Origin of the sequence: Streptomyces sp. NPDC056628 (assembly GCF_042792555.1) — a bacterium.
In the GTDB taxonomy this organism is placed as follows: Bacteria; Actinomycetota; Actinomycetes; order Streptomycetales; family Streptomycetaceae; genus Streptomyces.
This window is the reverse complement of record NZ_JBHTWG010000056.1, coordinates 4,319-27,341: the sequence shown is the minus strand read 5'-3', so window position 1 is coordinate 27,341 and position 23,023 is coordinate 4,319. Positions and strand designations below refer to the sequence as shown.

Sequence of the window (23,023 nt, the reverse complement as noted above, 5' to 3'; positions counted from 1 at the left end):
TGCTCAGTCCGGTGGAGTACGAACTCCGCACCCCACCAGTAGCCTGAAACCAAGCAACTCGACTCCACCCAACTTGGGACAGTCCGGAGCCTCCACCGATCCCGGAGCGGTTCATGTCACTACCCCCGACAACAATCCGAAGAGGTCAGTAGGTGGGTCTGATTGTCGGCCCGGTTGCGGGGAGGCGGCCGTCTGTGACCAGACTGCTGGCCGCCGCTGATTACCCGGTGCGCCCAGTGCGGTCGTCGTACTCTTCGCGAGCGGTGATGACTTCTGACACTCATCCGCGAGCACGGGGCGGGCATCACGGGTGCCCGCCCCTTTTGACGCTGGTGGCCCCGTCGGAACCGATCGCGGAGTTGCTTTTTGCGCCACCGCGAGGTGCTGAGCTCGCCCGTGGGGTGTGAGCCGACTGGGCAGATGGACCAACGCGGGGTGAACTGGAACCCCGGTGCTGGTCAGACTTGCTGCTCGAACTCCAAGGCTTCGTACCGACGCGCGGCGATGTCCTCGCGGGTGCCGACAACGAGGGTCTGGGTGTAGACGTTGAGGTCGATCGACTGTCCGTGTATTTGGGCGAGGAGGACGAGGTCGCCTTCGTCCGGCGGTGACTGCCAGGGGCTGGAGTAGCCGCCGAGTTGGACGGCGACCCCATGGGACGCGCCGCCGGCTGCCGCTTTGCGCACAGCTTCCTCGAAGGCATCCAGCATGTCGTCGCGGTCCTCGCCGACGTCCAGGAACGCGCTGGTTGCCGGGCTGTCACGCCAGCCGGGCGAGACGGTCAGTCCCGGAACCGGATACAGAACATCCGGTCGGTAGACCTTGACTTGCTCTGGTTCCCCGTCGAGTTCGTAGGCTGCCGAGCGTGGTGTGGTGCGCACGCCGGCGGGAACGTGCAGGACCATCGACGACTCCGGCTCGTACTCGATCGCGATGAAGAACAACAGGGTGCCGTCGGACGGAAGTCCGATGTCCAGGGCTGCACGAGGGAGCGCCGCACAATCGACGGTCAGTACCAGCGGGTTGCGTCCATCGGGCCAGTCGACGCCGTCCGGCAGGCAGGGGAGGCCTCCCGTGCGCGCGGCGGGACGGGCCTTTTGCTGCTGGGCGGGCGTCAGGTCCTGGAATGGGACGAGGTGGAGACACCGCTGGGATTCGGATAGCAGTTCTTGCGCCACCGGGCCCGGAACGCCATGTCTCCGGGCCGCCCCCAGAACGAGCTCTTCCACGATCGGACTGGTCATGACCGCGATCATGCCAGGGCAGACCGACATCAACTCGGTCACCGGGCACAGTCGTTGGGCCTGGGACACCGTGCCAGGCCGAGGGACACAGGCCCTGAGGGCGCAGACCTGCTCGTTTGTGGGGACAGCGCCGTAGGTGGTGTGAGCATGCTGGACGCCTCTCGCGGACTGGCGTGCATCAGGCTCCGCGTCGGGCCGGTGTGGGCGACCTGTATGAGTCAGACGCTGCTGGTCCTTGCTGCGGTCGGGGAAAGCGCCGACAACGGGGTGATCAGTCACCTCGAGCCCGCCTGACCGCACTTGCGTTGAAGGGCGGGGAGAGCCCATGGACGCTGGTTGACGCCCCGGCAGGTCTCCTTCGACGGTGTCCACGAAACCCGCTCGCCGTCGACCGTGTCCACGGCTCCCGTGCTTGTCGGCGGGCTTGCCGTCGGACGAGCCGCTTCGACGGTGGTCAGTCCAGGTCGGACATGTCGAGCACGAAGCGGTAGCGGACGTCGTTGCGGCCCAGGCGTTCGAGGGCCTTGTTCACCTCGGACGACGGCAGCAGTTCGATGTCGGCGGTGATGCCGTGTTCGGCGCAGAAATGCAGCATGGCGGCGGTGGACGGGCGGCCTCCGCTGCCGGCGGAGCTGAGCTTCTTGCGGCCGATGAGCAGGTCCATGGTTTCCACGGTGACCGGTCCGAGGTGGCCGAGGTGGCTGAGGGTGCCGTCCATGGCGGTGACGCGCAGGTACGGAGCCAGGTCGTGGGGAGCGGAGATGGTGTCGATGACCACGTCGAAGTGGTCGCGGACCGCTTCCATCTGCTCCGCGTCGGTGGACACGATGAAACCCTCGGCCCCCAGGCCGCGCGCTTCGTGAGCCTTGTCCGGAGACCGGCTGATGACGGAGGTCGTGGCGCCGAGTGCCGTCGCCATCTTGACCGCGAGGTGTCCCAGGCCGCCGAGCCCGGCCACGGCGACGGTGCTGCCTGGACCCACTCCGAGGGCTTGCAGCGGTTCCCACACGGTGACGCCGGCGCAGAGCAGGGGGGCTGTGGCGGCTGCGTCGAGGCACGCAGGGAGAGGGTAGGCGAACCGATTGCTCACGACGTATTCGCGGGAGTATCCGCCCAGGGTGGTCGACCCGTCCTGCCGGTCGGTTCCGCCGTAGGTCAGTGTCGGGAACTCACGGCAGAAGTTCTCCTGGCCGGCCTGGCACATGCGGCAGGTGCCGCACGAGTCGACGATGTTGCCGACGGCCACGGGGTCGCCCGGGGAGAAGTCGGACACCGCGCTGCCGACCTCGGCCACCACCCCGGTGAACTCGTGCCCGGGTACGAGCACGCCGTTTGTGTCGCTCCCGAGCGCCTGCAGCGCGTGGAGGTCTGTGTGGCAGACACCGCAGTAGTCGACACGTACCGCGATGTCGTCCGGGCGCAACTCCCGGCGCTCCAGCGCAGCGCGGCGCAGAGTGGGTGTCGTGCTGTCCGCCTGCCATCCGGTCGTGGAACGCATTTCTGACTCCTTAGACAGACTGTTCGGTCTGTACGACGGTAGAGGGGTGAGGCCCGAAAAGCAAACAGACGAGTCTGTCTGTTAAGGTCCAGATATGCCTGACCAGCCATCGAGCAGTCGCGGAGCCGCTACCTACCAGCGCATCGTCGACGCTGCCACCCAGGAGTTCGCCCAGTACGGCATCGCCGGTGCGCGCATCGAGCGGATCATCACCGCCGCGCGCACCAACAAGGCTCAGCTCTATGGCTACTTCGGGAACAAGGAGCAGCTCTTCGACGCGATCTTCTTCGCCTCACTGGAGCGCATCACCAACGTCGTCCCCATCGACGCCACGGACCTCGCCGACTGGGCGGTGCGCCTCTACGACGAGTACCTCAGCCGCCCCGATCTGATCCGGCTGGCGACCTGGGCGCGGCTGGAGCGGCGCCCGACCGGGCATCTCGTGGCGGACCACGACCACTACGACGACCATAAACTCCGTGCGATCGCAGAGGCCCAGGCCGCCGGGCGCATCAGACAGGGAGACCCCTTCGACGTGATGGCCATGGTCATCGCCATGTCCATGGCGTGGTCTCCGGTGAGCAACGTCTACGCCGCCTCGGCACAGGAACCCGAGAGCGTGCACGAGCAGCGACGCACCCTGCTGCGGGACTGCGTAAGCCGCGCCGTCGCGCCGGACCGGGGTGCCTGAGGGCTATGACGGTCCGGGCCCGAGACGCAATGGCACCGCGCAGCCCCGAAGGCCGGTAACGGCCACCCGGGGCTGCCCCGTTCAGCGCAACCGAACTCCGCTGAGGTGATTCACCTCCGCGTCGGTCACCTCCGCGTCGGTCACGTCTGCGGCAAGCGAAGTGACACCGCTGGCCGGCCCGTTGCCCGGCCAACCCCTCAGGGTGCCCACCGCTTGAGCATGTCCTTCATCGCGTCCGCCATGGCGAATTGCAGCAGTGGGCCGTAGGTGATCCGGCCTACACCGAGACGGCGGAAACGCTCAAGATCGTGCCGGACGGGATGGGCCGTGGCATTCACAGGAACGGTGACGGCGCCGATCACCGCCGTGAGCAGATCGTCGTCGTCCTGAATACCCACCGGGTAGAGACTGTCGGCGCCGGCCTCTTCCAGGGCCCGCAGTCGCTCGATCGCCTCGTCGAGGACGGCGGAAGCGTCCTGCGCGTGCATGAAGAGATCGGTGCGCCCGTTGACCCAGACCGGAACACCTGCGTCGTCAGCCGCTGTACGCAGGCCGGCGACGTAGCTTGCGTGCTCCTGCGTGCTGCGTACGCGGCCACCGTCCGAGTGGACGGTGTCCTCGATGTTGAGACCGACGCCGCCGACCTCGATCAGTCCGGCGACGAGGTCTGCGGGCTTCTGCCCGTATCCGGCCTCCAGGTCCACGGAGACGGGGACGTCGACTGCTGCGATGATCGGCTTGACGGCGGCGAGTACCTCTTCGAAGGTCTGCCCCTCGTTGTCGTCGGCTCCCCGGGAGTCGGCGAGGGGATGGCTGCCGACGGTGAGCGCGGGGAAGCCGGAGGCGACCGCCGTGCGCGCGGACCAGACGTCCCAGACGGTCGGCAGGACGAGCGGTTTGTACTGGGCGTGCAACTGCATGAGGCGTTGAGCGCGCTCAACGGTGGTGTGAGAGACCATGCCAGGGACGCTACCCCGGGATTGCCGCGGACAATGTGCTGACATGCCTTGCCCGGTGACCGGAGGGCGAACTCCTGATGATCGATCGGACCCGGGAGCTCGACGGGCCGTCGGGTCTGCCGGTTGCTCATCCCGTCCGCCGGGGCGCCAGCGGTGGTGCGTATCCCTTCGGCCTGCGCAGACAGCTTCGGCCGCGCCGGCTTGCGCGAGGAGTCGCGGGCGTCGGACGCGGACCGATGGCTGCCGCGGGCCAGGCAGGGCGGGATCAGGTCCGTGTACTGGGCCGACCGGGTGCCGTCACCTCATGCGCCCCCAGGACCTGCGGTGTCACCGCGGTGTGATTGTCGCCCTCGTGGGCGTCGGATTACGGACGAGGGCCCTTCCTTCGGCAGGATGGGGGCATGACCGAGATCCGCACCCCCCGTCTCCTCCTCCGTAGCTGGCACGACGATGACCTTGCCCCGATGGCGGAAATCAACGCGGACCCACGGGTCATGCGCTGGGTCGACGACGGTTCGGTGCGCGATCTGGATGACACGGCCGAGGAGATCGAACGCTGGGAGGAGGAATGGGACGAGGAGGGCTTTGGGCTCTTCGCCGTCGAACTGCTGGCTTCGGGCGAACTGATCGGTTTTACGGGGTTGTCGGTGCCCGAGTTCCTGCCGGAGGTGATGCCCGCCGTGGCGATCAGTTGGCGTCTGGGCTCACAGTTCTGGGGTCAGGGATACGCCTCCGAAGCAGCGTACGCCACCTTGGAGTTCGCGCTCCAGGACCGCGGCCTGGACCGCGTCATCAGCATCAGCCGGGTTGGGGACACTGCCTCTGAGAACGTCATCCGCAAGCTCGGCATGGTGCCCGAGCGGGAGACGGTACATCCGATGTACGGCTGTCCACTGCGCGTTCACGCCATCGACCTGACCGAGTTCCAGGCGTAACTGAGCATCTCCATGCCTTACGGCCAGCAGGCCTACAACGGCGGCAGGTACGACCGGTGGGTGCCCGCCAAGGGCACCACGACCATGGCGTACCTGACCCGCGAGGACATCCCCTTCCACTTCGCCCTCGCCGACGCCTTCACCGTCTGCGACGCCTACCACTGCTCGTTCATCGGCTCCACCGACCCGAACCGCTACTACATGTGGTCCGGCTACACGGGCAACGACGGCAGCGGCGGCGGCCCGGTCCTGGACAACGCCGAACTCGGCTACGGCTGGACCACCTACCCCGAGCGTCTGGAGCAGGTCGGCATCTCCTGGAAGATCTACCAGGACATCGGCGACGGCCTGGACGCGGCCGGCTCCTGGGGCTGGATCCAGGACGCCTACCGCGGCAACTACGGCGACAACTCCCTGCTGTACTTCGACAAGTACCGCAACGCCCAGCCCGGCGACCCCTGGTACGACAAGGCCCGCACCGGCACCGACGTCAAGAACGGCGACGGCTACTTCGACCACCTGCGCGCCGACGTCAAGGCCGGAGAACTGCCCCAGATCTCCTGGATCGCCGCCCCCGAGGCCTTCTCCGAGCACTCCAACTGGCCCTCGAACTACGGCGCCTGGTACATCGCCCAGGTCCTGGACGCCCTCACCTCCAACCCCGAGGTCTGGGCGAAGACGGCCCTGTTCATCACCTACGACGAGAACGACGGCTTCTTCGACCACGTCGTGCCGCCGCTGCCGCCGAAGGACGCCTCCCGCGGTCTGTCCACCGTCGACGTCACCCCCGACCTCTTCCCGGGCGACGGCCGCAGGACGGCGGGCCCCTACGGGCTGGGCCCGCGCGTGCCGATGCTGGTCGTCTCCCCCTGGAGCAAGGGCGGCTACGTCTGCTCCGAAACCCTCGACCACACCTCGATCCTGCGGTTCATGGAACGCCGCTTCGGCGTGCGCGAGACGAACATCTCGCCGTGGCGCCGGGCGATCTGCGGTGACCTGACGTCCGCGTTCGACTTCTCCCGCAAGGACGCGCGCCCGGCCCCACTGCCCGGCACCGACGCGTACGAGCCGCAGGACCGCGAACGCCACCCCGACTACAGGCCCACCCCGCCCGCCGACCCGCGCATGCCCCGGCAGGAGCGCGGACTGCGTCGCTCCCGGCCGCTGAAGTACGCCCCGCACGTCGACGCCACCGTCGACGTGGCCGCCGGGAAGCTCACCCTCACCTTCGCCTCCGGGCCGAAGGCCGGCGGTGCCTTCCACGTCACCTCCGGCAACCGCGCCGACGGTCCCTGGACGTACACCACCGAGGCCGGCCGGACGCTCCGGGACACCTGGAACTCGGCCTACTCCGCCGGCTCCTACGACCTGACCGTGCACGGCCCGAATGGCTTCGTGCGGGTCTTCAAGGGTTCCAACAGCGTGGCCGGCTGTGAGGTCACCGCCCGCCACCGGGGCGACGACCTCGAGCTCACCTTCACCCACAGGGGAACCGGCACGGCACGACTGCGCATCGCCGACGGCTACGGCGGCAGGCCCTCGGCCGTCACGGTCCGCCCGGGCGTGACCGTGCGGCGGACCGTCGACCTCACCGCAAGCCGCCGCTGGTACGACCTGACCGTCACCGCCGACGGCGACAAGGTCTTCCTGCGCCGGTTCGCGGGGCACGTCGAGAACGGACAGCCGGGCGTGAGCGACCCGGCGATCATCACCGCGTAGCCGGGCTGAGGTGCCCCGGTCGTGCGGCCGGGGCACCCACGCCGGTCCTCCGGCCGCGGTTCGCGTTCGTACGCCTGCGATGTGAGGCGGCAGGAACGAGGCGGCCCCCGGCGTGAACATCACGACGGGGGCCGTCCTCGTCTTTCCGCGTTCGGGTCGGTACAGGCCCTTGAACGTGTTCCAGCCGCCCGCGCCGACCAGCGCCCGGCTGCTGTACGTGCCGTTTCCCGTGGACGCGTACCGCCACAGCCTCCCGGCGGTGTCACGGGCCAGCAGGCCGGTGCGCCGTCACCGGAGAGGTCGCCGGTGCCGACGAGGGCGGAGCAGGCGTTCCAGCCGCCGCCGACCTTCTCTCGCCAGAGCGACGGCCCCTTGCGCTTCATGATGGGCTCAGGCGGGCATCGCCTCCGGGTCACTGACGCCGCGCGTCATGGCCTCTCGGGCAGCCTGCCGTACAGCCCGGACGGTGGCTTCGCTCCGCCGTGCCCTCAGCCAGGCGAGAGCAGACGTGGAGGGCGCAAGGTCGGCCACGTCGACGTACGTGACGCCCGGCCGGGCGAAGTACTCGCGCGCGGCCGCCGGCAGGAAGCACATCGCCTCACCGGCGGCCACGGTGTGCAGCAACGATTCCATGTCGGTGACCACCGGTCCGTAACGGACACGGCTGCCGTCGGGGCGCGGGTCGACCGCCCAGAAGTCCCACCACAGGCGCGGCACCTCCTGCGGCGTGTCCACCACGGGCACACCGGAGAAGTGGGCCAGGGTGAGAGCGGGCAGGGCCGCCAACGGGTGATCGGCGGCGAGACACGCCACGCGCGGCTCCGTGGCCAGGTGGTGCACTTCTATGTCGTCCGTCACCGGCGGGCGGAGGAAGACGACATCGGCCTCCTGCTGTGCCAGCGCGGCAAGATGATCACCGAAGCCCAAATTGATCAGCTGCACGGTCATACCCGGGTGCCGATTACGGAGTAGGCCGAGCACGGAGCGTGTGTGCTTCATGGAGGCTTCTGCTCCCATGGTCCCTACGACGAGTCGACCGGACGCCTGCCGCACCTGGGCGTCGGCGACGCGCCGCAGCCGGTCGACAGCGCCGACCGCCGCTCGAGCTTCGGGGAGGAGTGCCTGCCCCGCTTCCGTGAGACGAATCGTCCGGCCCGAGCGTTCCACCACAGCTACCCCCAAACGCTTCTCCAGCTCTCGGATCTGCTGGCTCAGCGCCGGCTGTGTGATGAACGAACGCGCGGCTGCGCGCCCGAAATGGAGTTCCTCATTCAGAGTGAGAAACAGCCGCAGCTGATGAATGCTCGGCTCCCTCGACCTGGACGCTCCCACGGAGAAGTCCCCCTCCACCCGTCCAACCTGCTGAAATAACACGCTCGTTATCAGTCGCAAGACATCATGCACCCTCGGTTCACTGACCTCCCCACGTTGCCCGTGTGATAGTCGACGGGCCGTTACTCGACGGGCCCGAACCCGGTCAACCGCCGCGAACGGTTGCCGTGCCCAGCGCGTGCCCACGGACGCCGGCCGGGCATCGACTGTCAGACCACCCCCAGGAGGACCGCACCATGATTCGCTCTGTGAGAACCGCCGCCGCGGCCGTGGCTTCCACGGCTGTCGCCGCCGCCGGCCTTGTCTTCGGCACGGCGAGTTCCGCCCATGCGACCGGGCACGGCGAGGGCTACTACGGTGTCTGGGCCTCCGGTGTGAACGTCCGTGCCGGTGGCGGAGAGCAGTGCTATCTGTACCCGTCCGCCGCCAACTGCCCCACCGTGCAGACGACGGTGAGCAGTCCCGCGCAGGTATGGGTGTACTGCCAGCAGGAAGGCGCGCAGAGCGTCGGCGGCAACCCGTACTGGGTATGGGTGCTCACCTCCAGCGGCCATCGCGGCTACATGGCCAGCTACTACACCGACAACGCCACCAACTGGATCGACGGCGTGCCGACCTGCTGACACGACGTCGAGGGGAATCCGGCGTACTGCGCACGCAGGTCCGGGCGCAGTGCGTAGGCGGTGCGCAGTAGGGGGCTTGGGGCCGGTCCTGCCTGCCCATGACGAAGAGCGACTACGGGGACGGGCATGGAAGGCCGACTTCTTCCTCAGCCAACCGACCACGGCACGATCAGAAACCGGGGACACGAGATGAGACCGAGTGAGCGAGGGAGCGACGGTCGAAGACCACTCGACCGAACGCCCCTGCTGAGAGTACTGCTCGCAGCGATGACGGCGGTGGCCTGTCTGGGGCTGCCGGCCACGACGACAGCCGCCGCTGCCGTGAAAACGGCACCACCTGCGGCCACCGCCTCGACCGCCGTCGGTAAGGCGGCGTCTGCCTGCGCGCCGCTGAAGCCGGGGGCGAGCGCTACCGCGGTGGACGCGGTGGAGGTCGCCTGCCGCTATGTCGGCTGGAGTTACGCGTGGGGCGGCGGCCACGCCCAGGGGCTTCCCGGCCCGAGCCAGGGCATGATCGACCCGACCGACCCACGGTCCTACGGGGACCCCAACCTCTGGAGCTTCGACTGCATCGGGCTGGTGCGCTGGGCCTGGTACAAGGCGACCCGCCAGGACATCGTCAGCGAGCGCACCACGCAGTCCACCTGGCAGAACCCGGGATACGCCCACACCAAGTTCACCAAGGAGCAGGGCGAGGCCCCGTTGCTGCCCGGGGACATCCTCTACTTCGGCACGGGCATCACGCACGTCGCGCTCTATCTCGGCGACGGCAAAGTGGTGGAGGCGCCCAACTCGGGCGACGTCGTCCGGGTCGCGGACGCCCGGTGGGACCGATACCAGGGAGCGTTCCGGCCGCACACCGCAGGCGTGTTCCCGGTCTGGGAGTACGACGGGCTCGGCCAGCACGTGAAGACGTGGGGCCGGCCCAACCTGCGCGAGAACTCCCACACCGGCAGCCCGGTCAAGTGGCAGAACGGCAACGGCATCTCCGTCGCCGTCAGGGCCCTGTGCCAGCGGGTGGGTGAACGGGTCACCGTCGACGGCATGGTCAACAACGTCTGGACCTATCTGCCGGACTACCGCAGCTGGGTGAGCAACCTGTTCCTGCAAGGCCCCGCGATCACCCCGGGCGTACCGTCGTGCGGGCAGTACGCGGCCATCGGAGGCACGCTGGACGGGGCCGACTCGAACACGTCCTGCGGCGACGGCACCGAGCCGAACTCCGCGGGCGCGTGGACGGCCAAGTCGACCACCGTGTGGGGCCGCACCGTGGAGCTGCGTTACAACGGCACGACCGCGTGCGCCTGGGGACGCATCATCGGCGGCACGGTCGGAGACGAGATCTGGGTCGACCGCAGCAGCGACAACGGGCAGACCTGGGAACCGATGCTCGGCTACACCACGGTCACCTCGGGCGGCGACGCGTACACCACCCAGTGGAACGACAACGGGCTGGTGATGCGCGCCTGCGGCACCAACGGCAAGGGCGGGACGATTGCCTGCACCGGCTGGTACTGACGCGCCGCTCCGTCGCCCCGGCGATCCCTCGCTCCTGTCGGAGCCGGGTCGCCGGGTCGCCGGGGCGCCGGGGCGCAGCCCGCGCGGTCGGCCAGGCGGATCGCGTGGTCGACTCGACGCCGAAAGAGACCGGTTGTGCCGTCGCCCCTGGACTGAGCGGCACACGCGGCCCGCCGGCCCCTCCACCAGGCACCCGAGGCGCCTTCACTCCGGCGCGACGTCCGTGGTTACTCGTGCGTTCCGCACATCAAGGTGATGACAGCGGTGACTGTGCGGGACGGTACGCACCATGACAGCGTCTTCCCCGTCAGCGACCGGACGGGAGGGAGACGGCGTGAACAAGGGCTATGCCGTGTACTGCGACGCGGACCCGTACTTCTACGACGCTCCGCACCGCACCGTCTCCGCGGCCGGCGCGGGACGCACCCGGTACGCCGCGGCCTTGTGGCCCGTCCCGGAGGGATGGCAGCGCAACGAGAGCGGTGACTGGCTCGCCCTGCGTCCGGCCGACGCCGAACTGCCCGATCAAGGCTGGAAGATCCACGTCTCCGCGTGCCTCGACAACGCCGAGTCCGTGCTGGAACGGGTGTGGCGGCACTGCGTAGCCGACGGCACCGCCTTCAAGTTCGTCCCCAGCCGCTACCTGCTGCACCAGCGCAACGCCAAGTACGCGGACCGCTCCGGCAGCGGCAAGTTCATCACCGTCTACCCGGCGGACGAGGAGCGGTTCGAACGGCTCGCGGACGAGCTGGGGCGGCTGCTGGTCGGCGAACCCGGACCGCACATCCTGAGCGACCTGCGGCTCGGCGACGGCCCCGTGCACGTCCGCTACGGCGGGTTCACCCGGCGCAACTGCTACGACGCGGAAGGGGAGTTGCGCCCGGCCGTGACCGGCCCCCACGGGGTGCTCGTGCCCGATCTGCGCGGCCCCGTCTTCCGCATACCGGACTGGGTCGAACCGCCCGCGTTCCTGCGTCCGCACCTGGAGGCACGCGACGCGCTGACCGTGGCCGGGCTGCCCTACGCCATCGAGTCGGCACTGCACTTCTCCAACGGCGGCGGTGTCTACCTCGCCCGCGACTCCCGCACCGGACAGCGGGTCGTCCTCAAGGAGGCCCGTCCGCACGCCGGTCTGGCGGCCGACGGCGCGGACGCCGTCGCCCGGCTGCACCGCGAACGCCGCGCGCTGGAGAGCCTGTCCGGTCTCGACTGCACCCCCGAGGTGCTCGACCACTTCACCGTCGGCGAACACCACTTCCTGGTGATGGAGCACATCGACGGCAAGCCGCTCAACACCTTCTTCGCCCGCCGTCACCCGCTCATCGAGGCCGACCCCGGCGAGGAGCGGCTGGCCGAGTACACGGCCTGGGCCCTCGACGTCCACGCCCGGGTGGAGCGCGCCGTGGAGGACGTCCACGCCCGCGGCGTGGTCTTCAACGACCTGCACCTGTTCAACATCATGATCCGCGAGGACGACAGCGTCGCCCTGCTGGACTTCGAGGCCGCGCACCAGGTCGGCGAAGCCGGTCGGCAGACCGTCGCCAACCCGGGGTTCGTGGCACCGTCCGACCGCAGGGGCGTCGCGGTGGACCGGTACGCGCTGGCCTGCCTGCGGCTCGCTCTGTTCCTGCCGCTGACCAGCCTGCTGGCCCTGGACCGGCGCAAGGCGGCCCACCTTGCCGACGTGGTCGCCGGACAGTTCCCGGTGGACCGGGCGTTCCTGGACGCGGCGGTCGACGAGATCACCCGCGGCGCAACCGAGCCCGCCGGCACCCCGGCGGCCGTACGGGAGGGCGGACCGGTGGTCCCGGTCCGCCCCGGCGACTGGCCCCGCAGCAGGGACTCGATGGCCGCGGCGATCCGCGTCTCTGCGACCCCGTCCCGGACCGACCGCCTCTTCCCCGGCGACATCGCCCAGTTCGGCACGGCCGGCGGCGGACTGGCCATCGGCCACGGCGCAGCGGGAGTGCTGTACGCGCTGGCCGAGAGCGGCGCGGGCCGGTACGAGGACGGGGAACAGTGGCTCCTGGAGCGGACCAAGCAACCGCCGTCGGGCATGCCACTCGGTTTCCACGACGGCCTCGCCGGTGTCGCCTGGACGCTGGAACACCTCGGTCACCGCGACCGCGCCCTGGAACTCGCCGAACTGCTCCTCGACCAGCCCTTCGACGACCTGGCCCCGGACCTGCACAGCGGCACCGCCGGACTGGGCCTGGCCCTGGACTCGCTGGCCGCGGCCACGGGGGAGAGCGCCCTGCGCAGCGCCGCGCGGCGCTGCGCCGAGCTGACCGCCCGGAGGGGCTCCGCCGGGGACGTGAGCGTCGGCCGGGGCCGCGCGGGCCTGCTGCACGGCGCCGCCGGGCGGGCCCTGCTCTTCCTGCGGCTGTACGAAGCCGACCGGGACCCCGCTCTGCTCGACCTCGCGCGGGACGAACTGCGCCGGGACCTCGCGCGGTGCGTCCGTGGCGCCGGCGGCGCGCTCCAGGTCGACGAGGGCTGGCGCACCATGCCCTACCTGGGCGCGGGCAGCGTGGGCATCGGCATGGTGCTCGACGACTACCTGGCGCACCGCCAGGACGAGGACTTCACCCGGGCGAGAGGCGAGATCGTGGCCGCGGCGCAGGCCATGTTCTACGCCCAGCCGGGCCTGTACCGGGGGGTGGCCGGGATGGTGCTGCATCTCGGCCGCACGACGGCCGAGATGCCCGGCACCGGTCCCGAGGCCATCCGGCGGCAGCTCGACGCGCTTTCCTGGCACGCGATGTCCTACCGCGGCCGGCTCGCCTTCCCCGGCGAGCAGATGATGCGCCTGTCGATGGACCTCTCCACGGGCACGGCCGGATGCCTGCTCGCCGTCGCCTCCGTCCACGGCACCCGGTCCGCCGGACTGCCGTTCCTCCCGCCGCCCACCCGGCGGCCCCATGACTCGGCCCCTCCCGGGGTCGTGAGGAAAGAAGACAACCCGTTGCCGTACGAAGGGAAGACGTCATGAACCTGTTCGACCTGCAGTCGATGGAGACCCCCAAGGAAGAGGCCATGGGGGACGTGGAGACCGGCAGCCGCGCGAGCCTGCTGCTCTGCGGCGACAGCAGCCTGAGCATCACGACCTGTAACTGACACACGGGCCGGCCACCGCGGTGACGCGGTGAGCCCTGCCGCCCGGTACCGGCGCTCCGGGTTTCCGCCCGGAGCGCCGGTACCCGCATGCACGGACACCTCGGCCGTCCGGTCGCGCGGCCGGTGTCCCGACACGGTGGGACGCACGGAAGGAGGCCGACTGGTGCCGACGAGCGGGTCCCGGGCACGGCGCGCGGGCAAGGCAGGCGGCGCAGCCAGCGGCGCGACACCGGGCCGCGCCCCCGAAGCGCTGGTGCTGCTGTGCTCGGTCGCCTCGGCCGCGGTGACCGTGGCCCAGCCCTACGTCCTCGGCCGCACACTGGATCTGCTCCTGCGCGACGGCGGCACCGCCGGTGCCGCGGGACGCTGGCTGATGCTGAGCGCCGCGCTCCTCGTGGGCGAGCTGCTGCTCGACAGCCTCACCTCCCTGTTCACCGGACGCTGCAACGCCACCTGGACGGCGTCCGTCCGCTCCCGTGCCCTCGACGGCCTCCTGCGAGCCGTACCGGACCGCGCCCGGCCGTACGCGCCCGGGGACGTCGGGGCCCGGCTGACCCTGAACGCCGCCGACGCCGGAGCCGCCCCGGCGGCCCGGGCGGCGCTGGCGGCCTCGATGGCCACGCCCGTGGGCGCCCTGGCGGCGCTGGCCGTGGTCGACCTGTGGGTGGCCGCCTGCGTGCTGACCGGGCTGCCCGCCCTCGGGTTCGTCCTGCGGGCCTTCGCCCGGGACACCGGCGCCTCGGTCGGCGCCTACCAGAAGACGCAGGCGGAGATCGCCTCCCGGCTGCTGGAGGCCATGGAGGGCGCGGCGACGATCAACGCGGCGGGCACTCGCGCCCGTGAACGGGCCCGTGTGCTCGAGCCGTTGGACCGACTCACCGCCCAGGGCAGGCACATGTGGGTGCTCCACGGACGCGCCCTGGCCCGCAGCGGGGTCCTGGTCCCCCTGCTCACCCTGGCCGCCACGGCCGTCGGCGGCCTGCGGCTCGCCTCAAGCGCCCTGAGCGTGGGCGAGCTCCTCGCCGTGATCCGCTACGCGCAGCTGACGGCCGGCATCGGTGGCGCGGCGTCCCTGCTGGGCGCGGTGGTGCGCGGCCGCGAGGCGAGGAACCGGACCCTGGCCCTGGCCCGTGTCCCCGCGCTGGTCCACGGGGCACGCCGGCTGCCGCCGGCCGGGCGGGGCGATCTCGAACTGCGCGGGGTACGCGTGGTGCGTGACGGCAGGCAGGTGCTGCACGCCGACGGCGTGCGGGTGCCGGGCGGCGCCACGGCGGCGGTGGTCGGCCGCAGCGGAGCCGGCAAGTCCGTCCTGGCCGCCGTGGCGGGGCGGCTGGTCGATCCCGACGAGGGACAGGTGCTGCTGGACGGCGTCCGTCTCGACCGGCTGACCCGGGACTCCCTGCGCACCGAGATCGGCTACGCCTTCGAGCGCCCCGCCCCGGCCGGGGGCACGGTCGCCGAGATGGTCGCCACCGGACCTCGGCGGGTGTCGCCCGAGCAGGTGCGGGAAGCCTGCCGTGCCGCGGGAGCCGACGGGTTCGTGCGTCGGCTGCCGCACGGGTACGACACCCCGCTTGCCGCAGCGCCGCTCTCGGGCGGCGAGCACCAACGCCTCGGTCTGGCACGGGCGTTCGCGCACGCCGGACGGCTGCTGATCCTGGACGACGCGACGTCCGGCCTGGACACCGCCACCGAGCACGAGGTGGACCGGGCGCTGCGCCGGTCGGTGCGTCCCGGGACCAGGCTGGTCGTCGCGCACCGCCCCTCGGTGGCGGCCCGGGCGGACCTGGTGATCTGGCTGGAGGAGGGGGAAGTGCGGGCCGTCGCGCCGCATGGCGATCTGTGGGAACTGGCCGGCTACCGGGCGGTCTTCGCCGCCGACCCGGCCGGGGCCGGGCAAGCGCCGCCCGACGGAGCCGCACACCCGCCCGTATCCGAGGGAGCACGGCGGTGACCCGCCGCGCCGCGTCCGCGGACACGCGCGAAACGGACGACGGGTCCGGGGCGGTGCGGCGCCTGGCGCCGCCCGCCCGCCGGTTCCTCGCCCGCCGCTCCGGGGTCCTGGTGCGCCTCGCCCTCTGGTCGTTGGCCGAGACCGGGCAGGCGTTCCTCGTGGGGTACGGTGTCGCCCAGGCCGTCGACCAGGGATTCCTCGCCGGTGACACGCGCCGGGGGCTGCTCTGGCTCACGGTCGCGCTGGTGGCCGTGCTGCTCGGAGCCCCGGTGATCCGGGGCGTGTTCGCCCAGCTGGCCGGTCTGACGGAGCCGCTGCGCGACGGTCTGGTGCGGCACGCGGTCGACCGGTCCCTGGGACCCGCCGCGGCGGGCGGTCCCGGTGGGACGGACCGGGCGGCCGTCTCCCGGCTGACGAACCAGGTCGAGATCGCCCGGGACAGCTTCGCCGGTCTCGTCCTGACGCTCCGTTCGTTCGTCTTCACAGCCGCCGGAGCGCTGCTGGGGCTGCTGTCGCTGCATCCCTCCCTCCTCGTGGTGGTGCTTCCCCCGCTGTCGCTCGGTCTGGGGCTGTTTCTGGTGACGCTACGCCCGATGGCGGCGGCGCAGCGACGCGCGCTGGCGGCCGACGAGGCACTGGGCGACCACGCGGCCCGGTCGCGGGCGGCGTTGCGGGACCTGACCGCTTGCGGGACCGGGCCTGCGGCGGCGAGGCGCGGCGCGGAGCTGATCGAGGGTGCCGCGGCGGCGGCCCGTGTCCTGGCCGGCTGGGCGGCGGTGCGTACGGCGGCGCTCGGGGTCGCGGGTCACCTGCCGGTCCTGGCGCTGCTGCTGGCCGTTCCGTGGCTGCGCGGACGGGGGGTGACGGCGGGCGCGCTGCTCGGTGCCTTCACCTACCTCGTCCAGTCGCTGCTGCCCGCCCTGCACACGCTGATGACCGCGCTCGGGGCGGCCGGGTCCCGGCTGCTGGTCGTCCTCGACCGCATCATCGGCCCGGAGCGGCCGCAGCCGCGGCCGGAGCGGCCCCGGGCAGCGGAGCAGGAGCGGGCCGGGGAGCCGGAGCGGGCCGGGGAGCCGGGGAGTGTACGGGCGCCGGCGGCCACCCGTCCGGAGCCCGCACTCGCGGCAGCGCCCCGTCCGGCCCCCGGCGCGGGCGGCGCGGCCGTCACCGCCCGGGCGACGGCCGCGATCCCCGGCCCCGGTGACGACGCACCAAACCTCGGGGGACGCCCGGCGGACCGCGCCCGGACCGCGGCCGTGGAACTGCGGTCCGTGACGCTCTCCTACGGCGTGCGCGCCGAACCCGTCCTCGACTCGCTCGACCTGTGCGTCGCCCCGGGCGAGCACCTCGCCGTCGTCGGCCCCAGCGGCATCGGCAAGTCGACCCTCACCCGCCTGATCGCGGGCACGCTCGCGCCCAGCGGCGGCGAGGTCAGGGTGGACGGCCGGGAGGTGACCGGGCGGCCGCCCGCCGAACTCGCCGCGCTGCGCGTCCTGATGCCCCAGGAGGCGTACGTCTTCTCCGGCACCCTGAGCGACAACCTCACCTACCTCCGCCCGGGCGCGAGCCGCGCGGACCTCGACGCCGCCGTCGACGCTCTCGGCCTGTGGCCCCTGGTGGAGCGGCTGGGCGGCCTCGACGCACCGCTGCGGCCCGCCGAACTCTCCCACGGCGAGCGACAACTCCTCGCGCTGACCCGCGCCTGGATGTCACCCGCCCCCCTGCTGCTGCTCGACGAGGCCACCTGCCATCTCGACCCCGCTGCCGAGGCGCGCGCGGAGGAGGCCCTCGCACGGCGCCCGGGAACGCTCCTGGTGGTGGCGCACCGCCTGTCGTCCGCCGTACGCGCCGACCGGGTGCTGGTCCTGGACGGAACGGACGCCGTGTGCGGCACGCACGACGAGGTGCTGGACCGCTCGCCGCTCTACCGGGACCTGACGGGCCACTGGCAGGGCGGACCGGCCCGCCGGCGCTGACCGCCGCGGGCCGTCCGGAGTCCGGACCGCCGCGCGCCTACGTCCAGCCGCCGCTCTGGAGCATGCGTATCGCGTCGACCCGGTTGCGGGCGCCCACCTTCCGTATGGCGGCGGCCATGTAGTTGCGGACGGTGCCCCGGGAGAGGTGCAGACGGGCCGCTATCTCGGCCAGGGGCGCCCCTTGTGAGGCGAGGGACAGCACGCTCAGTTCACGAGTGGTCAGCGGCATCGAGGCGCCCTCCAGCAGGGCGACGGTGAGCGTCTCGTCGAGGAAGCGTTCACCCTTTGCGACCGTGTGCACCGCGGTGATCAGCCGCCGGGCCGGAGCGTTCTTGTCGACCAGCCCGAGAGCACCGCCGTCGAACGCCCGGCGGAGTATCCCCGGACGCCTGGCGGTCGTCAGCACGACGAGCCGGTCACCGCGCCGCACCCGGAACGACGTGTCGTGCGTCTGCCCGGAACCCCAAAGACAGTCGCCGTCCACGACCCACACGTCGGTCGGTAATTCGTCACGATCCGGCAGGTCGACGCCGGGTGCCCGGGACGAGACCTCCAGCGCGCCATCGGATCTCAACAGTTGCACCAATGCCGATCGCAGCAGTTCCTCGTCGTGCACCACGACAGTACGAACCATGTCCCCCACCTCTGGTCAGCGGCCACGCCCGGGTCAGTCGGCACTCGCCCCCCGAGCCACGGGCCATGTGCCCTGATCTGACCGGCGGGAACACGACAAGTACGCACGAGCGAACCGCACCGGACGCAATGCGCCACCCTCCAGGCCCCAGGAAGGGCACGGCGGCTGTGCCCGCCCGGCCGAAAACGACGGATTCGCACGCTCTCGCCCGGATGCCGGCGGTCCCCGCGGCACGCGTCCGCCGCTCCCCGCTCCCGCGTCGGCGGCCACGGCCGCTGGCCACAGAGGTGTGCGGCCATCCAGGGCCCGCGTTCCCCGCGGAACCAAGCGGCCGGTGCCACGCGGGCACGCCGCTCGCGGTTCGGCCGGAAACCGTCAGCGCGCAATCTGGCGCGAATCCACGGTCGCCCGTCGCCCCGCACTCCTCGAAACGAACCGTACCGATGTTGGTATACCGATACGCATGCGTACCGGTGAAGTGGCGCGCCGGCGAACGCCGGACACACCCGAGGTGCGGCGCACCATGACGTCGCAGGACGTGGACCGGCCCGGACCGGTCGGCACGCGCCGCTCCAGGATCACCCCGGAGCGCGAGCGTGAGTTCTTCGACGTCGTGCTCCACCAGATCCGGGTCCACGGCTCAAGGGTGTTGCAGAAGGCTGTGTTTGGGCAGGACAGGGCGGGTGGAGACGGTCCTCTAATCATGATGCGAGGGCGAGGTTGTGCATGTGGGCAACGGCCTGGACGGCGTGGCGGAGGCCGTCGCCGTGTTGCCGGCAGTCGCGGAGGACCTGGTAGTTCTTCATCCGGCCGATCACATGCTCCACCCTTGCACGGACCTTGCGGTGCGCCGCGTTGTCGTCTTCCTCGCCCGGCAGCAGCTCGCGCCGGGGGCATTTCCGGTGTGGGGTGACCATGCCGCAGTTGAGGTAGGCGCCGTGCGCCAGGACGGTCACGTTCTGGCAGTGCCCGGCCAGCCGGAAGCACGTCAGGCATGCGCGTCCGCGGTGGTGCCCGGCACCGGCCGGGCCGCGGGGATCACCAGGCGGGTGTCGGTGTCCACGATGACCTGCCCGTTTGCGGGGAACCGGTACTTGCGTGACGAGGAGCCGACCTTCCGGTCGCGTACCGGGATGAGGGTGCCTTCCACGATCCACAACCGGTCGGCCGCATCGCCTGGTCGGGAGACGGGCTCCAGTGCGAGCAGCGGACCGAGCCGCTGGATCACCCGGAACACCGTCGAGGACGAGATCCCGAACAGCGGCCCGAGCTGCCGCATGGTCAGATTCGTGCTGTGGTACACGTCCACCACCAAAACCCGTTCGGCCAGAGGAAGACACCACGGTCGGCCCGGCAGAGTCCCGTTGCCATCGCAGTCACGGACCGCCTTCACCGAGGCCGTCACCGGGAAAGCGGACGACCAGGACGGCACGTGGAAGCCCTACTAGCTCGTCAACGTGACATCACCCCACGCCGGACGAACCGACGACGCCCGGGCACCGGCTCCCGTCGAAACTACCGAGTCGACACCCTCACCGGGCAGGTCTATGACGCCGGCTGGGCGCCCATCAGGACCAGCTGACCGAGCACTGGAAGCCTGCACAGTAGGACGGCTTACCCCTCGACAGCGAGGCCGGACAGGATCACCTGCCTGGCCTCGCGGCTCGTCCGCTACCTCTGTACCCAGCGCATGCCGATGGCGGACAACTTTCGATCCGGTCCGGTGACAGGGTGACGGCCCCGCTGTGCTGGTTTGCTGATCCATGCGCCGAGCCGAAGCTCTCGAATCTCTTGGTCCTCGCTGGCGGGTTCGATTCCGAGGACCTGCTCACACAGTCACTGCTGCACGGTCTTCAGGTTGCCCCGCCCCAGCCGCACCGAGCGGACCCACCGGCCGGGGTTTTCGCCCTGGTGCACGACCTTGCCGGGCTCGGTCGGCAGCGTGCCGCCAGGCTCCAGGTGGAGCCGGACTAAGAACTCCTATCGCAATGACTTCAGGCGTCTCCAGCAGATGAGTGCGCATCCGAGGGTGAGGAAGGCTTCGTGGATGTCGTCGCGTGTCTCCCAGCGGATCCGCAGGCGGCGGAACCAGTGCAGATGGGCGAACGCGCGCTCGACGACCCAGCGTTGGGTGCCCAGGCCGGAGCCGTGCTCGGTGCCGCGGCGGGCGATCAACGGCTTCACGCCGAGGTCCCAGACCAGGCGGCGGTACTTGTCGTGGTCGTAACCGCGGTCGCCCAGCACCACGTCCGGGCGGCGCCGGGGTCGGCCGCGCTTGCCCCGCACCGGCGGCACGGCCTGGAGAAGAGGGATCAGCTGGGTGACGTCGTTGCGATTGCCGCCGGTCAGGGTGGCGGCGAGCGGAATGCCGGTGGCGTCGGTGATCAGATGATGTTTGCTGCCGGTTCTGCCCCGGTCGACAGGGCTTCGTCCGGTCTTGGCTCCCCCTTTAACGCCCGGATGTGGGAGCCATCGACCGCCGCGCGGGAGAAGTCCAGGGCGTTCGCGCTGCGGAGCTCGGCGAGGAGGACCTCGTGCAACCGGGGCCACACGCCGGCCTCGGTCCACTCCGCCAGGCGGCGCCAGCAGGTCATGCCCGACCCGAAGCCGAGCTCCTGCGGAAGGTGTTCTCAGGAGATCCCGGTGTGCAGGACGAACAGGATGCCCTGGAACACCAGCCGGTCCGGATGCCGCTTGCGTCCTGGGTGGCGGGTCCGCCGCTCGACCTTGGGCAGCAGCGGCTCGATCACCGCCCACAGCTCGTCATCGACTTCCCACGGCTTCGGCCGCGCCACCTCGCACCCCCGGATCATCAGTCCCGGAGTGATCCAACCACCTCGAAGATCATTTCGTTAGGAGAGGCCGCGGGTCGCCATGAGCCGTCTCGGCAGCAGGTAGAGCCTGCTGTACCCCGGGCCGGGTGCCTGCGGGATCGCCGGGCGGGGCGGCGCCGCCTAGCGTCGGTGGTGCCTGACCTCACTGTCGTCCCCAGTCCCGCCGGAGGAGTCATGACCCATCCCGAACCGCCCGCCCGTGCCGGTCTCGCCCGTGTCCTGCTGTGGCCGGCGCTGGTCGTCAGCGTGGTGGGGAACGCCGTGGCGTCCGTCGCCGGCGCCGGCACGGCTGTCTCCCTGGGCTTCGGGGCGTTCACCGCGGTGACCGCGGCGACGCTGGTCGTCCGGCGGTGGCGCGAGCGCGGATGACCGGCCGAGGGGTACTGGTCCGTCAACTGTGGTGCGCACGCGACCCATTGACGTCCCTCATCCCTGCCGTTACGTTCCGAGAGCGCTCTCTCATCCGACCTCCGGTTCCCCCCGGGGCCGCCTCCCCCACCCTCGTCGCGGCGGCCGCACCGAGAGGGACACCGCCCTGGCAGGGAGGCCCCATGACTCCCGCACGAAGGCTCCACCGGTCCCCGTGGGCCGCGCTGTGCGCCCTGGCGCTCCTCATCGGCCTCGCCCCGCAGGCCGCGTCCGCCGCGAGCGCGGCACCGAAGGCGGCCGTCTGCAACAAGTACTGCGACGCCCGCGACCCCGCCCTCTCCCCCGGCGACCGCGCGCCGGTGACGGCCTCCCTGTACGGGCGGTCGATCGTCCTGCACTTCGACGACGCCGACGCCATGGGCTGGGCGTCCCTCGACAACGGCAGCCCGGGTGACGAGGTGTGGCTCGACCGCTCCTTCGACGGCGGGCGCTCCTGGAGCGCGGGGAGCAGGCTCGGCGCCACGACCGTGCCCGCGGGCCGGCGGGGCTGGCGCACGCTGATGTACAACGTGGACGACTGGAACGGCCACGGCGTCGGCGCGCTGCGCGCCTGCGGCAGGGCCGGTGACCGCACCGAGATCGCCTGCACGCCGTGGGCGCGCACCACGTGGAACGCCGGCGACCGGCGGACCGCGGCGGCCACCGGGCTGATGACGTTCTACTCCTACGCGACCGGCCTGTTCGCCACGACCGGCTGGTGGAACTCGGCGAACGCCCTGACCGCGGTCATCGACAACATCCGTGTGTCGGGGATGGGGAGTTACCGGTACGCGATCTCCCGCACCTACGACTTGAACGTCACCGCGCAGGGCGGGCAGTTCCGCAACGACTACATCGACGACACCGGCTGGTGGGGGCTGGCCTGGATCGCCGCGTACGACCTGACCGGGGAGAGCCGCTACCTCGCCACGGCCCGCGCGGACGCCGAGCACATGGCGGCGTACTGGGACGGCACGTGTGGAGGCGGCGTGTGGTGGAGCACGGCGCGGACCTACAAGAACGCCATCGCCAACTCCCTCTACATCCACCTCAACGCGGCCCTGCACAACCGGATCCCCGGCGACACGACGTACCGGGACCGGGCCCGGGCCGGCTGGACGTGGTTCCAGGGCACCGGGATGATCAACGCCTCCCAGCTGGTGAACGACGGGGTCGACCTGTCCACGTGCCGCAACAACGGGCAGCCCGTCTGGTCCTACAACCAGGGCGTCCTGCTCGGCGCCCTCACCGAACTGCACCGCGCCACCGGCGACGGCGCCCTGCTCGCCCGCGCCCGGCAGATCGCCGACGCCGCGACGACCGCGCCCTCGCTCCACACCGGTGACGGCATCCTGCGCGACCCCTGCGAGGGCGGTGACTGCGGCGCCGACGGGCCGTCGTTCAAGGGCGCGCACGTGCGCGGGCTGCGCACGCTGGACGCGGCCCTGCCGGACCACCCCTACACGGCCTACCTGCGCCGCCAGGGCCGACGGGCCGTCGTTCAAGGGCGCGCACGTGCGCGGGCTGCGCACGCTGGACGCGGCCCTGCCGGACCACCCCTACACGGCCTACCTGCGCCGC

The 23,023-nt window shown here is 71.3% G+C and carries 16 protein-coding genes and 3 pseudogenes; 12 read left to right on the top strand and 7 right to left on the bottom strand.

The features are described from left to right. Positions 1-458 precede the first annotated feature (458 nt). Both ACFRAC_RS34855 and ACFRAC_RS34850 read right to left on the bottom strand, forming a co-directional pair. Positions 459-1,244: a DUF1963 domain-containing protein gene (locus ACFRAC_RS34855; RefSeq protein ID WP_382938635.1), complete on the bottom strand. Its 786-nt coding sequence runs from the start codon at positions 1,242-1,244 to the stop codon at positions 459-461. Between the two features lie 454 nt (positions 1,245-1,698). Then, the gene (locus tag ACFRAC_RS34850; protein ID WP_382938632.1) at positions 1,699-2,742 is read right to left on the bottom strand and encodes an NAD(P)-dependent alcohol dehydrogenase; all 1,044 of its coding nucleotides are present in this window, start codon (positions 2,740-2,742) and stop codon (positions 1,699-1,701) included. A 94-nt stretch (positions 2,743-2,836) separates the two neighbouring features. Here ACFRAC_RS34850 and ACFRAC_RS34845 point away from each other — a divergent pair, with 94 nt between their 5' ends. Then, positions 2,837-3,433, top strand: coding sequence for a TetR family transcriptional regulator (locus ACFRAC_RS34845; protein WP_361353618.1), 597 nt, complete (start codon positions 2,837-2,839; stop codon positions 3,431-3,433). A gap of 197 nt (positions 3,434-3,630) precedes the next feature. Here the strand turns inward: ACFRAC_RS34845 and ACFRAC_RS34840 are convergent, their stop codons facing one another. Next, complete coding sequence (locus ACFRAC_RS34840; protein ID WP_361353621.1) at positions 3,631-4,392, bottom strand: isocitrate lyase/phosphoenolpyruvate mutase family protein; 762 nt, start codon at positions 4,390-4,392, stop codon at positions 3,631-3,633. A 401-nt stretch (positions 4,393-4,793) separates the two neighbouring features. Between ACFRAC_RS34840 and ACFRAC_RS34835 the strand changes: the two genes are divergently transcribed. Then, positions 4,794-5,327, top strand: coding sequence for a GNAT family N-acetyltransferase (locus ACFRAC_RS34835; RefSeq protein WP_382938623.1), 534 nt, complete (start codon positions 4,794-4,796; stop codon positions 5,325-5,327). A 12-nt stretch (positions 5,328-5,339) separates the two neighbouring features. Continuing rightward, entirely contained in the window at positions 5,340-7,046 is a 1,707-nt protein-coding gene (locus ACFRAC_RS34830; RefSeq protein ID WP_382938617.1) for a phosphocholine-specific phospholipase C, read from the top strand. A gap of 390 nt (positions 7,047-7,436) precedes the next feature. On the opposite strand, the gene ACFRAC_RS34825 is transcribed toward ACFRAC_RS34830, so the two are convergent. Next, positions 7,437-8,378, bottom strand: a complete 942-nt coding sequence (locus tag ACFRAC_RS34825; RefSeq protein WP_382938614.1) for a LysR family transcriptional regulator — start codon at positions 8,376-8,378, stop codon at positions 7,437-7,439. Positions 8,379-8,614: 236 nt separating this feature from the next. Here ACFRAC_RS34825 and ACFRAC_RS34820 point away from each other — a divergent pair, with 236 nt between their 5' ends. The 6 genes from ACFRAC_RS34820 (at position 8,615) to ACFRAC_RS34795 (ending at position 17,566) form a co-directional block, all read left to right on the top strand. Continuing rightward, complete coding sequence (locus ACFRAC_RS34820) at positions 8,615-9,001, top strand: hypothetical protein (RefSeq protein ID WP_382938609.1); 387 nt, start codon at positions 8,615-8,617, stop codon at positions 8,999-9,001. A gap of 417 nt (positions 9,002-9,418) precedes the next feature. Continuing rightward, complete coding sequence (locus ACFRAC_RS34815; RefSeq protein WP_361353635.1) at positions 9,419-10,519, top strand: NlpC/P60 family protein; 1,101 nt, start codon at positions 9,419-9,421, stop codon at positions 10,517-10,519. 334 nt (positions 10,520-10,853) lie between these two features. Continuing rightward, positions 10,854-13,511 (top strand): class III lanthionine synthetase LanKC, encoded by a 2,658-nt coding sequence (lanKC, locus tag ACFRAC_RS34810; RefSeq protein ID WP_382938601.1) that lies wholly within the window; start codon positions 10,854-10,856, stop codon positions 13,509-13,511. After that, complete coding sequence (locus ACFRAC_RS34805) at positions 13,508-13,636, top strand: SapB/AmfS family lanthipeptide (protein WP_003972313.1); 129 nt, start codon at positions 13,508-13,510, stop codon at positions 13,634-13,636. The genes lanKC and ACFRAC_RS34805 overlap by 4 nt, the downstream gene beginning before the upstream one ends. A gap of 163 nt (positions 13,637-13,799) precedes the next feature. Continuing rightward, positions 13,800-15,590 (top strand): ABC transporter ATP-binding protein, encoded by a 1,791-nt coding sequence (locus ACFRAC_RS34800; protein ID WP_364922955.1) that lies wholly within the window; start codon positions 13,800-13,802, stop codon positions 15,588-15,590. Beyond that, positions 15,587-17,566: an ATP-binding cassette domain-containing protein gene (locus ACFRAC_RS34795; RefSeq protein WP_382938588.1), complete on the top strand. Its 1,980-nt coding sequence runs from the start codon at positions 15,587-15,589 to the stop codon at positions 17,564-17,566. The genes ACFRAC_RS34800 and ACFRAC_RS34795 overlap by 4 nt, the downstream gene beginning before the upstream one ends. Before the next feature lie 37 nt (positions 17,567-17,603). Here the strand turns inward: ACFRAC_RS34795 and ACFRAC_RS34790 are convergent, their stop codons facing one another. Beyond that, positions 17,604-18,200 carry a LuxR C-terminal-related transcriptional regulator gene (locus ACFRAC_RS34790; RefSeq protein WP_382938583.1) on the bottom strand — a complete coding sequence of 199 codons (597 nt, stop codon included), beginning with the start codon at positions 18,198-18,200 and terminating at the stop codon, positions 17,604-17,606. A gap of 523 nt (positions 18,201-18,723) precedes the next feature. Between ACFRAC_RS34790 and ACFRAC_RS34785 the strand changes: the two are divergent. Further along, positions 18,724-18,840: pseudogene (locus ACFRAC_RS34785) on the top strand (TetR family transcriptional regulator); the annotation flags it as partial. Between the two features lie 61 nt (positions 18,841-18,901). Here the strand turns inward: ACFRAC_RS34785 and ACFRAC_RS34780 are convergent. Together ACFRAC_RS34780 and ACFRAC_RS34775 are read right to left on the bottom strand one after the other, a co-directional pair. After that, positions 18,902-19,593, bottom strand: a pseudogene (locus ACFRAC_RS34780) (transposase family protein); the annotation flags it as partial. 587 nt (positions 19,594-20,180) lie between these two features. Then, a pseudogene (locus tag ACFRAC_RS34775) lies at positions 20,181-21,013 on the bottom strand (IS5 family transposase). Positions 21,014-21,208: 195 nt separating this feature from the next. Here ACFRAC_RS34775 and ACFRAC_RS34770 point away from each other — a divergent pair. Together ACFRAC_RS34770 and ACFRAC_RS34765 are read left to right on the top strand one after the other, a co-directional pair. After that, positions 21,209-21,403: a hypothetical protein gene (locus tag ACFRAC_RS34770; RefSeq protein WP_382938579.1), complete on the top strand. Its 195-nt coding sequence runs from the start codon at positions 21,209-21,211 to the stop codon at positions 21,401-21,403. Between the two features lie 182 nt (positions 21,404-21,585). After that, positions 21,586-23,023, top strand: a 1,438-nt coding sequence (locus ACFRAC_RS34765; protein WP_382938576.1) for a glycoside hydrolase family 76 protein, incomplete at its 3' end; no start/stop codon positions are given.